The following is a 12,805-nucleotide window of genomic DNA, read 5'->3' as shown; positions in this document are numbered from 1 at the left end:
GTGTCGTTGCCGCTACCGAGCAGCGAGCATCCGCTGACGTCGACGGGCACCCACGCGTGTGCCGATCACGCCCTGCGTCGGACTGAACAAGTAGACGACCGCGAAGAAACAGCCTTCGACGAGAACAATCATGCCGCCGGATGCCGTGTCGAGGTAGTAGCTGAGATACAGCCCCGTGACTGCCGCGAGCGCCGACAGCGCCGGAGCGACCACGAGCATGCGGGCGAAGCGATCCGTGAGTAAGTAGGCGGTGGCCCCCGGAATGATGAGTAGTGCGACCACGAGCACGACTCCCACCGCCTGCAGCGCGACAACCGCTGTCAGGGCGAGGAGGCCCAAGAGCGCAGCACCGAGCACTTTGGGGTTGAGGCCAATTGCGTGAGCGTGAGTGGCGTCGAACGCGAAAAGCGTGAAATCGCGGCGCTTCACGAGAAGAATCGTGAGAGTAATGGCACCGAGGATGAGCACTTGCACGAGGTCAGCCCACGAGACGCCGAGGAGGTTGCCGAAGAGGATGTGACTGAGATCTGTTTGCGAGGGAGTCACCGAGATCAGCACGATTCCGAGCGCGAACAGGCTCGTGAAAACAATGCCGATCGCGGCATCCTCTTTGATGCGACTCGTGTTTCTCACCACACCAATGAGGGCTACCGCCAGGAACCCGAAGATGACCGCGCCGAGGGCGAAGGGGGCACCGACAACGTAGGCGAGGACCACACCGGGGAGCACTGCATGCGAGACCGCGTCACCCATGAGCGACCAGCCGATCAACACGAGCCAACACGACAGCACGGCGCACACAATCGCAGCGGTCACGCTCGTCGCGAGAGCCCGCACCATGAAGTCATAACTCAGCGGTTCGAGCAGGAAGTCGAGAGGGGTCATTCCGTGTCTCCCGCCGTGACATCGAGGCCGAAAGCGCGAGCAAGGTTCTCGGGTTTCAAGACCTCCGCGGGGGTCGACTGCAACAGCACCGTGCGCATCAGCAAGATTGCTTCGTCGGCGAGTTTCGGCAGCGCGTTGAGGTCGTGAGTCGACACGAGAACCGTTGCGCCTTCGGCGGCAAGTTCGCGCAACAGTGTCGTGATCGTGCGCTCGGAGCGCTTATCGACTCCCGCGAAGGGCTCATCGAGCAACAGGATCGTCGCGCCCTGGGCGATGCCGCGCGCTACAAACGCGCGCTTCTTCTGCCCGCCGGAGAGTTGGCCGATTTGGCGATCGGCCAGGTCAGTCAGCTCGACACGGGCGAGCGCCTCCTCAACGGCGGCACGGTCTGCTGCGCGCGGACGACGCGACAACCCCATGTGCCCGTAGCGGCCCATCATCACGACATCGCGCACCGAAATCGGGAACGCCCAGTCCACCTCTTCGCTCTGCGGAACATAGCCAACCCCTCCGGCCTTGCGCGCGAGTGCAGGCTGCCGACCTGCCAACGTGACTGTTCCGTGGTCGGAGCGCAGCATCCCGGTAATCGTTTTGAAGAGTGTGGACTTGCCCGAACCGTTCATGCCGATCAGGCCATATATGCGATCGGGCGCCAGGCTCAGACTGACGTTGTCGAGAGCAAGAACATCGCCATAGTGAACGCTGACATTGCGCACCTCAATCGCGGGCACACTCATGATGCGTCTCCCGTGAGCCCGGCAATGATGAGTTCGGCGTCATGACGCAGCAGCTCAAGATAGGTCGGAACCGGGCCATCCGCTTCGGACAGCGAATCAACATAGAGCGTGCCGCCGAAGGTCGCGTCACTGGCCTCAACAACCTGCTGCATCGAGCGGTCGGAGACAGTAGATTCGCAGAACACGGCAGGCACCTCGTTGTCACGCACGAACTCGATGACGGACGCGATCTGGCGGGGCGTCGACTGCTGCTCAGCGTTGACCGCCCACAAGTAGCGTTCACTGAGGCCAGCATCGCGGGCGAGGTACGAGAAGGCGCCCTCGCACGTCACGAGCGCGCGTTGCGTTGACGGAAGTTCGGCCAATTCGGTGCTGAGTTCGTCGTGCACGAGCTGGAGCTCGGCTTTGTAGGCCTCAGCGTTGGCGGCGTAGTCGGTGGCGTTATCCGGGTCGAGCTCAGAGAACGCGGCCGCCATATTGTCGACGTAAATCTGCGCATTGAGCGGGCTCATCCAGGCGTGCGGATTGGGCAGCCCCTCGTAGGCATCCTCCGCAATGGTGATCACGTCGACGCCATCAGACACAACGACATGCGGCACATCGAGACCGTCCACGAACTGCGCGAACCACGCCTCAAGGTTGAGCCCGTTGTCGAGAATCAGGTCAGCTTCGGCCGCCTTGGCGATGTCGCCGGGCGTGGGCTCGTAGCCGTGAATCTCCGCACCCACCTTGGTGATGGACTCCACCCGCAGGTTGTCGCCGGCCACGTTCTCGGCGATATCGGCGAGCACCGTGAAGGTCGTGAGCACCACGGGACGAGTGTCATTCGGGGCAACGGTCGCGCCTGCATCCGGAGCGGCCGTGCAGCCAGCCAGCACAAGCATTACAGCGGATGTCGCGGCAACGATCATGGACGTTCGCACGCGCCTGCCGCGCCCCATTTTCGGCCCCGTTGTCATAGTCCGATCCTATGTTGGGGCTGCCTATTTTAGAAACTACGTCCGGGCGTAGTTTTTCCGGATTCTGAGCAAGCGATAAAACTCTCGAATTTTTCCGCCTGTCGTCTGTTCCGCTCGGGCTCGCACGGCACTGCATTGCTACTCTGACCCCATGACCGACTTCGAGAGCGCGCCCACCGTCGACCCCGCCGCGACAACGTTCGACACAATCGTCGTCGGCGCCGGAGTCTCCGGGCTCACGGCGGCACGCTTTCTTGCCCAATCTGGCCAGCGCGTGCTCGTGCTCGAGGCCCGCGACCGCACGGGTGGCCGCACCTTCACCGAACGCTCCGGCGACGTCGCCACCGACCGCGGAGCATCCTGGATTCACGGCATCGACGACAACCCCCTCACCGAGGTCGTCAATGGCTTCGGCATGCGCACCGTCGAGTTCACCGTCGGCAGCTACCAACCCACCGGTCGGCCTATCGCCTATTACAGCCCCACCGGCGAGCGCCTCAGCGACGAGGCTGTCGCCCAGTTCGCGGATGACGTACACACTTTCGACATGCACCTTGCGACCGCGGTGCAGGCTTCCACTCGCGGCACAACCTATGAGCAGGCGATCGATGCCGCGCTTTCCGCCCTCGGCTGGAACCCCGATCGGGCGGAGCGCGTGCGGGAGTTCGTGCTGCACCGCTCCGAGGAGCAGTACGGCGTGCACGCTGGCGGCCTCGATGCGCACGGCCTCGACGACGATTCCGTTGATGGTGATGAGGTGGTGTTTCCCGACGGCTTCGATCAGTTGGCGACGAACTTGGCGGCGGGGCTTGACGTGCGTCTCGAGCACGTCGTGACCGGCATCCGTTGGTCGAAGCAGGGCGCAACGGTCGCCACCGCGCAGGGCGAATTCTCCGCGGACCGCGTTATCGTGACCGTGCCGATTGGGGTGCTCACGAGCGGCGATCTCGCGTTCGAGCCGGCCCTGCCCGAGTGGCTCACGCAGGCCATTGACGGTTTCGAGATGAATAACTTCGAGAAGGTCTTCCTCCGTTTCCCCACGCGCTTCTGGGATGAGAACGTCTACGCGATTCGCCAGCAGGGCGGGGCCGGAAAGTGGTGGCATTCCTGGTACGACCTCACCGACCTTCATGGCGTTCCTCGGCTACTCACGTTCGCGGCGGGGCCGAGCGCGCTCGAAACTCGCACATGGAGCGACGATGAGATCGCCGCATCCGTGCTCGATGCATTGCGCGGGCTGTACGGCGATCGTGTCGAGCAGCCCGACGACGTGCTCGTGACGCGCTGGCAAGACGACCCCTACTCTCACGGCTCGTACGCGTATATGACCCCGGGCTCGATGCCCGAAGATCACGACCTTCTGGCCACCCCGGTCGAGAATGTGCTGCACTTTGCGGGCGAAGCAACGTGGACGGATGACCCTGCCACCGTCACCGCGGCACTACGCTCCGGTCACCGCGCGGCCGAAAAAATTCTCGGCGTCGCACTCCCCTTTGGCGGCCTCGTCACTGCGCTCTAGCGTCATTCGTTACTGTTCGGTCCCTCGCGTCACACCTCTGCACTTGAGGGGTTGAGCGAGAACAATCACTGTCACATGTCGCAACGAGCTGCACCCAAGTGTTAACGTGAGAACACCCTTTCGGGGGTAGTGGGCCGCAATTTCGGGGCGGCCCCAGCGCCGGCCACTCAGGTGGCCATCACGCAGAGGAGCGACGGTGTCAGCGCAACAAGGATCTCCCTCATCAACAACGGTAGCCTCGCGGCCCCGCGAACAGTGGAGTGGGCAGCTCGGGTTCATCCTGTCGGCTATCGGCTCCGCCGTGGGTCTCGGCAACATTTGGCGCTTTCCGGGTGTCGCCTACGAGAACGGTGGCGGGGCATTCCTGATTCCGTACCTGATCGCTTTGGTCACGGCCGGAATCCCGATTCTGTTTCTCGACTATGCGATTGGGCACCGCTTTCGCGGTTCAGCCCCGACTGCGTTCCGTCGTCTCGGCGGCAAGGCAGGCAAGTGGCTCGAATCGCTTGGCTGGTTTCAGGTCTGGATCTGCATTGTCATCGCCATCTACTACGCCGCCGTTGTCGCGTGGGCAGCCAGCTACTTCACCTTTAGCTTCGATCTGCGCTGGGGTGATGACACTCAGGGATTCTTCATCACGGAGTTCCTGCAAACCTCAGATCCCGGCTTCAGCTCTCAGTTCGTGCCTGCCGTACTCATTCCTCTCGTGCTCGTATGGGTTGCCGTGCTTGCGGTTCTCGGCTCGGGTATTGCCAAGGGCGTGCAGCGCGCGAACGTGATCTTCTTGCCGTTGCTCGTCGTCGCCTTCCTCATCCTTGTGGTTCGCGCCCTCTTCCTCGACGGCGCGATGACCGGTCTGGATGCTCTCTTCACTCCTGACTTCTCCGCGCTCAGCAACCCCAATGTCTGGATCGCGGCCTACAGCCAGATCTTCTTCTCGCTGTCCATCGCCTTCGGCATCATGATCACCTACTCCTCGTACCGCAGCCGCAAAGCGAACGTCACTGCACCGGCGCTCGTTGTTGCCTTCGCGAACTCCTCGTTCGAGATCATTGCCGGCATCGGAGTCTTCGCGACCCTCGGCTTCTTCGCCTTCCAGCAGGGTGTCGGGATCGACGAACTCGAGGGGCTCACGGGGGTGGGGCTTTCGTTCATCACCTTCCCGGCGATCGTCTCGCAAATGCCGGGTGGCCCCCTCTTCGGTGCACTGTTCTTCGGCTCGCTCGTCATGGCCGGATTCACGTCACTGCTATCGGTACTGCAGGTCGTGTCATCCGCGTTCCAAGACAAGTTCGGCATTACGGCCCGCCAAGCCTCCATTCGAGTGGGTTCTGCGCTGGCGATCGTTTCGGTACTCCTGTTCTCGACGACGACCGGCCTCATCGCCCTCGATACTGTCGACCAGTGGGCCAACAACATCGGAATCGTCGCCGCGGCAATTGCGGCCACCATTCTGGTGATTTGGGTGTTCCGCAAGGGACCAGAGTTGGCGGGCCACCTCAACGCCGTCTCCACCTTTAAGGTCGGCCGCGTCTGGCAGCTTCTCGTCGGAATTCTTGCTCCGGCCGTGCTGCTCTACATGCTCATCCAACGCATCATCGTACTCGTGACCGAAGGCTACGAGGGCTACCCGCTCTGGTATCTCGCTGTCGCCGGCTGGGGAACCATCGCAGTGATTGTGATCGGCGCGATCACCATGACCGTCCTGCGCTGGAAGCACGACCCCGACGATTTCACCCCCTGGCCCAGCACCACAGCACTGAAGGAGCTCAAGAAATGAGCGGCATCGCCATCACATTCTTCATCATCGCCGCCGTGCTCGTCTGGGGCGGGCTTGTCGCGAGCATCATCTTCCTCGCTCGCAAACCCCAGCTCGACGTATATCCCGAGGGCTCAGAACTCGTCGGCGACGACAACTAACTTTCGTTCGCTGCGTGCTGAAGCGCGCACCCACACACGAGAAAAAGCTATGGCCGGGCATCCGTACGGATGCCCGGCCATAGCCTCGTGACTAAAGAGCGCGAACGCTACTCGGCGGCGTCAGCCTCGGTAGCAGCCGGGGCCGAAGCCGGAGCTGGCTCCGCGACCGTGTTCGCTGCCTGAGCGAGCGTGGCCGCCAGAGTGCTGTCGCCTGACTCTCCGCGAGCAGCTTCTCCTACGGCCTGACCAACAGTGCGGCCCTGGATGATCGACGCCAAGTCAAGTCCGGTGGCAGCCTTGATCGACTCGAACGTGCCGCGAAGCGCAACAGCGCTCTCGGTGCCGACGGTGTCTCCACCGCTTGCCCCGCTGCCGCCGATGACGGTAACAGAACCGATCTGGCCGTAACCCTTGGCCCACTGCTCCATAACCTGCGGGAGCGCCTCGAGCGCACGCTGGGCGAGAAGAGCATCTTGGTGCTTAGCGAGAGCCGCGGCTTCTGCTTCGATGCTGGCAGCCTTTGCTTCACCGGCAAGGCGGGTGGCATCCGCGTCAGCTGCTGCACGAACACGAACAGCTTCTGCTTCGACGGCGGCGATCTGGGCTTGAGCTTCTGCACCCTTGACGAGACGGTAAGCGTCAGAGTCGGCATCCTTTTGCGCCTTGTACAGGTTGGCATCAGCGAGACGCTTCACGTCAGCATCAAGCTCAGCCTGACGGTTTTCGGCACGCTGCTGCAGAACGCCCTGTTCTGCGCGGGCACGGGCGAGCGCTTCGGCCTGCTCGGCTTCAGCGTTAGCTTTACCGACCTCGGCCTTGGAGTCTGCAGTGTTCTTGTCGAGAGCAGTCTGCTCGATCAGGTTTGCTTCGGCAACAGTGATGTTGCGCTTGGAGATTTCGCGGTTTGCGTCGGCGGTTGCCAACTCAGCTTCGCGACGCTTCGACTCAATCTGCGGGGTTCCGAGCGACTGGATGTAACCAACCTTGTCGCCGATGCCCTTGATCTGGAACGAGTCGAGAATGAGGCCCTGCTCAGCAAGCTCAGTTGAAACATCCGTTGCGATCTGGTCAGAGAACTTCTTGCGCTCACGCATGAGCTCAACAACCGACAGGGTTGCGACAACACCACGAAGAGCACCTTCGAGCTGTTCGGTCGTGAACTGCTCAATGGCCTTGTCTTGCGAGGCGAAACGCTCGGCCGCGCGACGAACGAGCATCGGGTCTGAGCCAATCTTCACGATCGCGACAGCTTCAACCTGAAGGGTCACGTTGTCGGCCGACTGGGCTTCCGCCGTCATCGAAACCTGGCGCGAACGCAGCGAGATCGTCTCGTGGCGTTGCGTGATCGGGTTAACGAGCGCCTTGCCATTGACGATGACAGTGACTGCTGAGTCATTGCCTGCGCCATCCTTCTGCGAGCGTCCCGAAACGACGAGCGCCTCGTCAGCGCGAGCGACCTTGAACCAGGCGCGAGCGATCAGCAGCATAACGAGGAAAAGTACAACAAGGACAACCACCCCGATTCCGATAATGAGCACGAGCCCGCCGGTGGCGAAGATATCCATGTATGTCCCTTTCAAAAAAGTGAGCTATCTCCATCCATTGTCCCTGTTTATCTGCTGCGCAGCCACCTCTTCATGCGGTTGCGGCACTACGAAGCGCCTGCAGCTAGCCCGTCGGTCTGCCGACGCACCGGTGCCACTTCGCCTCCGCCGATCAGAGCGACCGCTCTGCGGCGTAGTCTGACACTCATGACGAAGATCTTGGTGGTGGAAGATGATGCCGCCATGGGCGCTCTCGTTCAACACGGGCTCGAAGATGATGGCTACGCCGTCACGCTCGTCACCAACGGTATGGATGCGCTCATTGCCGCCGCGAGCGACGACTACTCCGCCGCGGCCATCGACGTCATGCTGCCCGAAATGTCGGGATTCGAGATCTGTCGCCACTTGCGCGAGCACGGCAATCCTCTGCCTGTGCTGCTGCTCACCGCGCGCGACGCTGTCGAAGATCGTGTACTCGGCCTCGACTCCGGAGCCGATGACTACCTCACCAAACCATTTGCCTTCGCCGAGTTCGCCGCACGCATCCGCGCCCTCGTTCGCCGCGACTCGTCCACCGCGAAGGCCAGCTGCAAAATTGGCAACCTCGTTCTCGATGGTGCGACCGTGCGGGCGACATCCGGCGGCACGGCACTTCCTATGAGTTCAAAAGAATTTGCTGTGCTCTGGATGCTCAGCTCCCGCCCCGGCGAGACTCTGACTCGCGCCGAAATCCTCGGCGAAGTCTGGGGCACGACCGCCCATATCGATGCAACAGTGGTTGATCAGTACGTCAGTTACCTTCGCCGCAAGCTCGACCCCGCGGCGGCGGGCGTCAGCATCAGCACGGTGCGCGGTGTCGGCTACTCCCTCACGGTGGTGGAGTGATGTTCTCCCGCCTCTCTATCCGCGCACGCATCACTCTCGGCAGTGTCGCGGCAGCCACGATACTGTTGCTGCTCGCTCTTGTCGTCGTTCGTGTGGCCGTGCAAAACATCTTGGCCGACGCGGATAGTTCACTCGCCGCGAGCGACCTCACTTCTTTTGTTACCGACATCAAGGCAAACCCTGATGAAGCAGTGGATGATCCCGGCACAGGGGTGCTCGTGTACATCACCGATCCCGCTGGCGACGTGCAGGTAAACACGCTGCCGCGGGACATCACAGAGGCAATCGAACGCGCAACCACCACCGACGAGACATTCGTGCTGAAGGATGACCACGGCGATCACGACGATGAACGCTCATACATTGTCGCGAGCCAAACAGTGTCAACGGCAGAGGGCACGTGGGAGTTGTTTGCAGCGCGCAGCACGTCATCGAGCGAACTTGCTCTGCGCGGCCTCGACCGCATTCTCATCATCGCGGGCATCGCACTGCTGCTGGGCTTCGGCATCGCATCGTGGGCTCTCGCCAGCGCAGCTCTGCGGCCAGTCAACGCGATGCGTCGCCAAGCCGAACAGCTCAGCGGCGACACGAGTGCCGCGCTTCCGGTCGGTGCCGCGCGCGACGAGCTTTCCGCCCTCGCCACCACCCTCAACGACTTTCTGAGTCGAATTCGGGCATCGACCGATCGTGAAAAACAGATGGTCTCGGATGCCGCTCACGAGTTGCGCACGCCGCTGGCGGCACTCAAAACCCAGCTCGAACTAGCGCACGGCGACTTCGGCAATGCGGAGGCTCTCGCCGCCCAAGTGACGTCGGCTGAGGCATCCGTGGATCGTCTGAGTTCTTTGGCGACCAACTTGCTGGAGTTGAGTCGTATGGAGAACGAGGTGAGCAGGGGTTCGGCTAGTGCCGGAGTGCTCGTCGATGAGTTTATGGGGTGCATTGATCGCGCTCGGCTGGTGGGGATGTCCCGGTCGGCACGCGTGGATTTCACAGTGGACGTTGCTCAGGAGACGACGGAGTATGCGGTTGCGGCGCAGTCGTTCGGCCGGGTCGTCGACAATCTGCTGGCCAACGCACTCGCTGCGATCTCGGCTGAGGGCGAGGTGGTGGCGTCGCTCGTTCAGGATGAGTCGTCGTTGCGCTTGGAAGTCATCGACAGCGGACCGGGGATGCCCGAGGAGTTCATCCCGATCGCGTTTGATCGCTTCTCGCGCCCCGATAGTTCCCGCACCGAATCGACGGGCGGCAGCGGGTTGGGGCTTGCGCTAGTGAATGCGATTGCGAGCGCCGCTGGCGGCTCGGCGACGGTCGAGAATGCACCAAACGGGCTTCGAGCCACAGTTCTTTTTCCGAACATGTGAGTTTCCTCACGCAAAAGGGCACTTTCTCTTAGCCTTTCGATAGCTAGCCCGAGCACTGTTAACTCATGACCATTCAGGCTCACCCTCGAGCAACACCTCAGAACGATCGGAACGCGGCGCGCAACCGCCTCTCGGCCGCCCGCGAGTACCAACGTACTTTTGCTCGGCGCGCCCGCCGCTCCGATCTCATGGTCATCGCGTTGTGGGCGTCGGGTGCCACCGCGGCAGCACTTTTCCTCGCCTCGGGAGGCATCGGCCAGTTCTCCACGCTCTCGGATGCCGTCACGAGCGTTGGCATCATCGCCGGACTCATTGGCACCGACTTCATTCTCGTGATGCTCGTACTGGCAGCCAGAATTCCCCTCATCGATCGCACTATCGGTCACGACCGCGCTATCGCTGTTCACCGTTCCCTCGGCAAACCTGCCCTGTATCTTCTGCTCGGGCATGGCGCTGTCTTGCTGATCGGTTATGGGATGGCGTCGGGGATCAACCCGATTGCCGAAATCGGCCCCATGCTTGCTCTTCCCGACATGCCTCTCGCGTTCATCGGCCTGGGCCTCTTGATCGCGGTGGTGGTGTCGTCACTCGTCGCCGTGCGTCGTCGCTTCAGCTACGAGGGATGGCACCTCATCCACTTGCTCAGCTACGTTTCGGTGGCGTTTGCGCTTCCGCACCAGTTGAGTGTCGGCGGCGTGCTCGCCGAGGGCACCGCCCAGCGCGTCTACTGGATAGCACTCTACGTAATCGCCCTCGGCAGCATCATCACTTTCCGCTTCGTCGAGCCTCTCGTGTCGAGCCTCCGACACCGGATGCGCGTGGCAGCGGTTACCGAAATTGCGCCGGGCGTCACCACGATCCAACTCGCCGGCAACGATCTGCGCTCTCTCGGAGCATCCGGTGGACAGTTCTTCATTTGGCGGTTCTGGACGCCCCGCACCTGGTGGCATTCGCATCCCATCTCGCTCTCCGCAATGCCGACCGAAAGCACGGCTCGCATTACGGTACGCAACTTGGGTGAAGGGAGCGCGCAGTTGACGACGCTTCCGGTGGGCACTCGCGTCAGCATCGAAGGCCCCTATGGGCTGTTCTCTGAAGCGGCACGCACATCGCCGAAGCTTGCCATTATCGCGGCAGGCATCGGTGTGACGCCGGTGCGTGCACTACTCGAGCACTCGTCCTTCGCTCCCGGCGAAGCGACCATCCTTTTGCGGGCCAGCACGCCGGACGAGACCTATCACTGGGACGAGATTCGGGCCATTGCCGAGGCCAAGGGCGCACACTGCTATTCCATGGTTGGTCACCGTCCGCGAGGCGTTGATAGCTGGATGACCTCAGCCGACTATGAGCGCGGCGTCACCCTTCAGAGCGCTTTCCCTGACCTCGCCGACTCCGACGTTTTCCTGTGCGGTCCGACAGCATGGCTTGACCTCGTCGAAGCTGAAGTGCGAGCTTCCGGCATCCACCCCCACCAAATTCACGCAGAAAGGTTCGACTGGTGAGAACACGAGCGATCTTAGGCAGCATTCTCGCATCGGTGAGTGTGCTCGTCGTCGGCTACCAGGCGGGCGTCAACGTCACGACGAGCGACGGCACATCGATCTCGCTGCCCGTAAATGGCGCGACCAACGGCACCGCCGGACCCACGTCTAGCGGCAGCACGACAAGCGGCAACGCTGGTGGGTCAAGTACGCCGTCACAGGGCACCCCTGCTCAGACCGCCACCTCCTCGGGCCCCGCCGACGGCACCTACACCGGATCGAGCGTTCGCACTCGATTCGGCAACGTGCAGGTTGCGGTGACGATCGCGTCGGGCAGCATCAGCGATGTCACGCCGCTGCGGCTGACTGATCAGGATGGCCGTTCGGTGCAGATCAGCAACCATGCGGCGCCAATTCTGCGCAGTGAAGTACTCTCTTCCCAGTCGGCTCACGTCTCGAATGTGAGCGGCGCGACCTACACAACTCAGGCCTACCTAACTTCACTGCAGTCAGCGCTCGATCAAGCGGGTGCGTAATGCGGCATGTGTTCTCGACGATGGGAACGATGGCCTCAATCGACGTACCCGATGCGTGGGCTTCGGAACTGCCGGAGCTGGAACTCGGCTTTCGAGCCATCGATGACCGCTTCAGTCTGTACCAGCCCGACTCGGAACTCAGCAGGATTGCTGACGGACGCCTCTCGCTGTCTTCGGCAAGCACAATCCTCCTCGCGTCGTACTCGCGCGCTCTCGAGTGGCGGTCGACTACCGGTGGCAACTTCAGTCCCCACCGCCCTGACGGCACGATCGATCTCAATGGCATCGTCAAGGCAGAAGCAATCGAGCAGGCCGGCGCTCACCTCACGGAGGCCGGATGCCCGGAGTGGAGTATCAACGTCGGTGGCGACCTTCTCGTCTCCCCCACCGGCGATGCCACTCTCGATTCTGCATCGGCCACGCCGCGCGCCCCACGGTTAGTTCGTGCGGGAATCATCGAGCCGCTCTCCCCTACGGAGCTGCTGTGTTCTCTGGAGTTGCGGCACCCGCGGCGGGCCATCGCGACTTCGGGCAGCGCGGAACGTGGTGACCACATATGGCGCGCGGGCAGCATAGCGCCGACGCAGTTCGTTCAAGTGAGTGTTGTCGCGAATGACATCGTGACAGCGGATGTGTTGGCGACCGCAATTGTGGCCGGCAGCGACGACGCACTCGATGATGTGACTTCGCGTTGGGATGTGGATGTCATCACGGTCGATCGCTCAGGTGCGCTGAGGATGACCCCGGGCTTGTTGCGTGCGCTGATCAAGGATGCCCCGGAGCTAGGTACTGACCTCTAGGCCGCTTTCGCTCACGCAGCACGCAGCAGCAACAACAACGCTCTGGGCTACGAGCGTTGTAACTCTGAACGGTCGCGAGGCTGATCTCGCGTGCATGCATTTCAGGGTTGGGCCGTTAAAGCAAAATAGCCACACCCCGTGAAGGGTGTGGCTATCTCACAATTTAAGTCCGGCG

The 12,805-nt window shown here is 62.2% G+C and carries 12 protein-coding genes; 8 read left to right on the top strand and 4 right to left on the bottom strand.

Annotated features, from left to right (window positions below):
* Positions 1-12: 12 nt before the first annotated feature.
* From AACZ26_RS08425 to AACZ26_RS08415, 3 genes are read right to left on the bottom strand one after another with little or no spacing between them, the layout of a single operon-like run.
* On the bottom strand, positions 13-885 hold the full coding sequence (locus tag AACZ26_RS08425; RefSeq protein WP_339620681.1) for a metal ABC transporter permease: 873 nt from the start codon (positions 883-885) through the stop codon (positions 13-15).
* A complete protein-coding gene (locus AACZ26_RS08420; protein WP_339620680.1) occupies positions 882-1,622 on the bottom strand; it encodes a metal ABC transporter ATP-binding protein in 741 nt (246 codons plus the stop codon). The genes AACZ26_RS08425 and AACZ26_RS08420 overlap by 4 nt, the downstream gene beginning before the upstream one ends.
* On the bottom strand, positions 1,619-2,581 hold the full coding sequence (locus AACZ26_RS08415) for a metal ABC transporter substrate-binding protein (protein ID WP_339620678.1): 963 nt from the start codon (positions 2,579-2,581) through the stop codon (positions 1,619-1,621). The genes AACZ26_RS08420 and AACZ26_RS08415 overlap by 4 nt, the downstream gene beginning before the upstream one ends.
* 151 nt (positions 2,582-2,732) lie before the next feature.
* Here AACZ26_RS08415 and AACZ26_RS08410 point away from each other — a divergent pair, with 151 nt between their 5' ends.
* The 3 genes from AACZ26_RS08410 to AACZ26_RS08400 all read left to right on the top strand — a co-directional run bounded on the left by AACZ26_RS08410 (position 2,733) and on the right by AACZ26_RS08400 (position 6,020).
* Positions 2,733-4,100, top strand: coding sequence for an NAD(P)/FAD-dependent oxidoreductase (locus AACZ26_RS08410; RefSeq protein ID WP_339620676.1), 1,368 nt, complete (start codon positions 2,733-2,735; stop codon positions 4,098-4,100).
* Positions 4,101-4,296: 196 nt separating this feature from the next.
* Positions 4,297-5,880 carry a sodium-dependent transporter gene (locus tag AACZ26_RS08405; protein ID WP_339620675.1) on the top strand — a complete coding sequence of 528 codons (1,584 nt, stop codon included), beginning with the start codon at positions 4,297-4,299 and terminating at the stop codon, positions 5,878-5,880.
* A complete protein-coding gene (locus AACZ26_RS08400) occupies positions 5,877-6,020 on the top strand; it encodes a methionine/alanine import family NSS transporter small subunit (protein ID WP_339620674.1) in 144 nt (47 codons plus the stop codon). The genes AACZ26_RS08405 and AACZ26_RS08400 overlap by 4 nt, the downstream gene beginning before the upstream one ends.
* Positions 6,021-6,127: 107 nt before the next feature.
* On the opposite strand, the gene AACZ26_RS08395 is transcribed toward AACZ26_RS08400, so the two are convergent.
* Complete coding sequence (locus tag AACZ26_RS08395; RefSeq protein WP_339620673.1) at positions 6,128-7,585, bottom strand: SPFH domain-containing protein; 1,458 nt, start codon at positions 7,583-7,585, stop codon at positions 6,128-6,130.
* Between the two features lie 186 nt (positions 7,586-7,771).
* Here AACZ26_RS08395 and AACZ26_RS08390 point away from each other — a divergent pair, with 186 nt between their 5' ends.
* From AACZ26_RS08390 to AACZ26_RS08370, 5 genes are all read left to right on the top strand, one after another.
* On the top strand, positions 7,772-8,449 hold the full coding sequence (locus AACZ26_RS08390) for a response regulator transcription factor (RefSeq protein ID WP_339620672.1): 678 nt from the start codon (positions 7,772-7,774) through the stop codon (positions 8,447-8,449).
* Positions 8,449-9,813: a HAMP domain-containing sensor histidine kinase gene (locus tag AACZ26_RS08385; protein WP_339621612.1), complete on the top strand. Its 1,365-nt coding sequence runs from the start codon at positions 8,449-8,451 to the stop codon at positions 9,811-9,813. The genes AACZ26_RS08390 and AACZ26_RS08385 overlap by 1 nt, the downstream gene beginning before the upstream one ends.
* A gap of 65 nt (positions 9,814-9,878) precedes the next feature.
* A complete protein-coding gene (locus AACZ26_RS08380) occupies positions 9,879-11,315 on the top strand; it encodes a ferredoxin reductase family protein (protein ID WP_339620671.1) in 1,437 nt (478 codons plus the stop codon).
* Positions 11,312-11,830, top strand: a complete 519-nt coding sequence (locus AACZ26_RS08375; protein WP_339620670.1) for an FMN-binding protein — start codon at positions 11,312-11,314, stop codon at positions 11,828-11,830. Before AACZ26_RS08380 ends, AACZ26_RS08375 begins: the two co-directional genes overlap by 4 nt.
* Before the next feature lie 29 nt (positions 11,831-11,859).
* On the top strand, positions 11,860-12,630 hold the full coding sequence (locus AACZ26_RS08370) for an FAD:protein FMN transferase (RefSeq protein WP_339620668.1): 771 nt from the start codon (positions 11,860-11,862) through the stop codon (positions 12,628-12,630).
* The last annotated feature ends 175 nt before the right edge of the window (positions 12,631-12,805 follow it).

The organism is uncultured Salinibacterium sp. (assembly GCF_963974405.1).
Lineage (GTDB): Bacteria > Actinomycetota > Actinomycetes > Actinomycetales > Microbacteriaceae > Rhodoglobus.
This window is presented reverse-complemented; position numbering and strand designations above follow the sequence as displayed.

What these genes read in the sequence shown, in the direction of transcription:
- AACZ26_RS08380 (WP_339620671.1), top strand. Translation starts at nt 9,879, where the DNA reads ATGACCATTCAGGCTCACCCTCGAGCAACACCTCAGAACGATCGGAAC.
- AACZ26_RS08410 (WP_339620676.1), top strand. Translation starts at nt 2,733, where the DNA reads ATGACCGACTTCGAGAGCGCGCCCACCGTCGACCCCGCCGCGACAACG.
- AACZ26_RS08395 (WP_339620673.1), bottom strand. Translation starts at nt 7,585, where the DNA reads ATGGATATCTTCGCCACCGGCGGGCTCGTGCTCATTATCGGAATCGGG.
- AACZ26_RS08415 (WP_339620678.1), bottom strand. Translation starts at nt 2,581, where the DNA reads ATGACAACGGGGCCGAAAATGGGGCGCGGCAGGCGCGTGCGAACGTCC.
- AACZ26_RS08400 (WP_339620674.1), top strand. Translation starts at nt 5,877, where the DNA reads ATGAGCGGCATCGCCATCACATTCTTCATCATCGCCGCCGTGCTCGTC.
- AACZ26_RS08385 (WP_339621612.1), top strand. Translation starts at nt 8,449, where the DNA reads ATGTTCTCCCGCCTCTCTATCCGCGCACGCATCACTCTCGGCAGTGTC.
- AACZ26_RS08420 (WP_339620680.1), bottom strand. Translation starts at nt 1,622, where the DNA reads ATGAGTGTGCCCGCGATTGAGGTGCGCAATGTCAGCGTTCACTATGGC.
- AACZ26_RS08390 (WP_339620672.1), top strand. Translation starts at nt 7,772, where the DNA reads ATGACGAAGATCTTGGTGGTGGAAGATGATGCCGCCATGGGCGCTCTC.
- AACZ26_RS08425 (WP_339620681.1), bottom strand. Translation starts at nt 885, where the DNA reads ATGACCCCTCTCGACTTCCTGCTCGAACCGCTGAGTTATGACTTCATG.
- AACZ26_RS08370 (WP_339620668.1), top strand. Translation starts at nt 11,860, where the DNA reads ATGGCCTCAATCGACGTACCCGATGCGTGGGCTTCGGAACTGCCGGAG.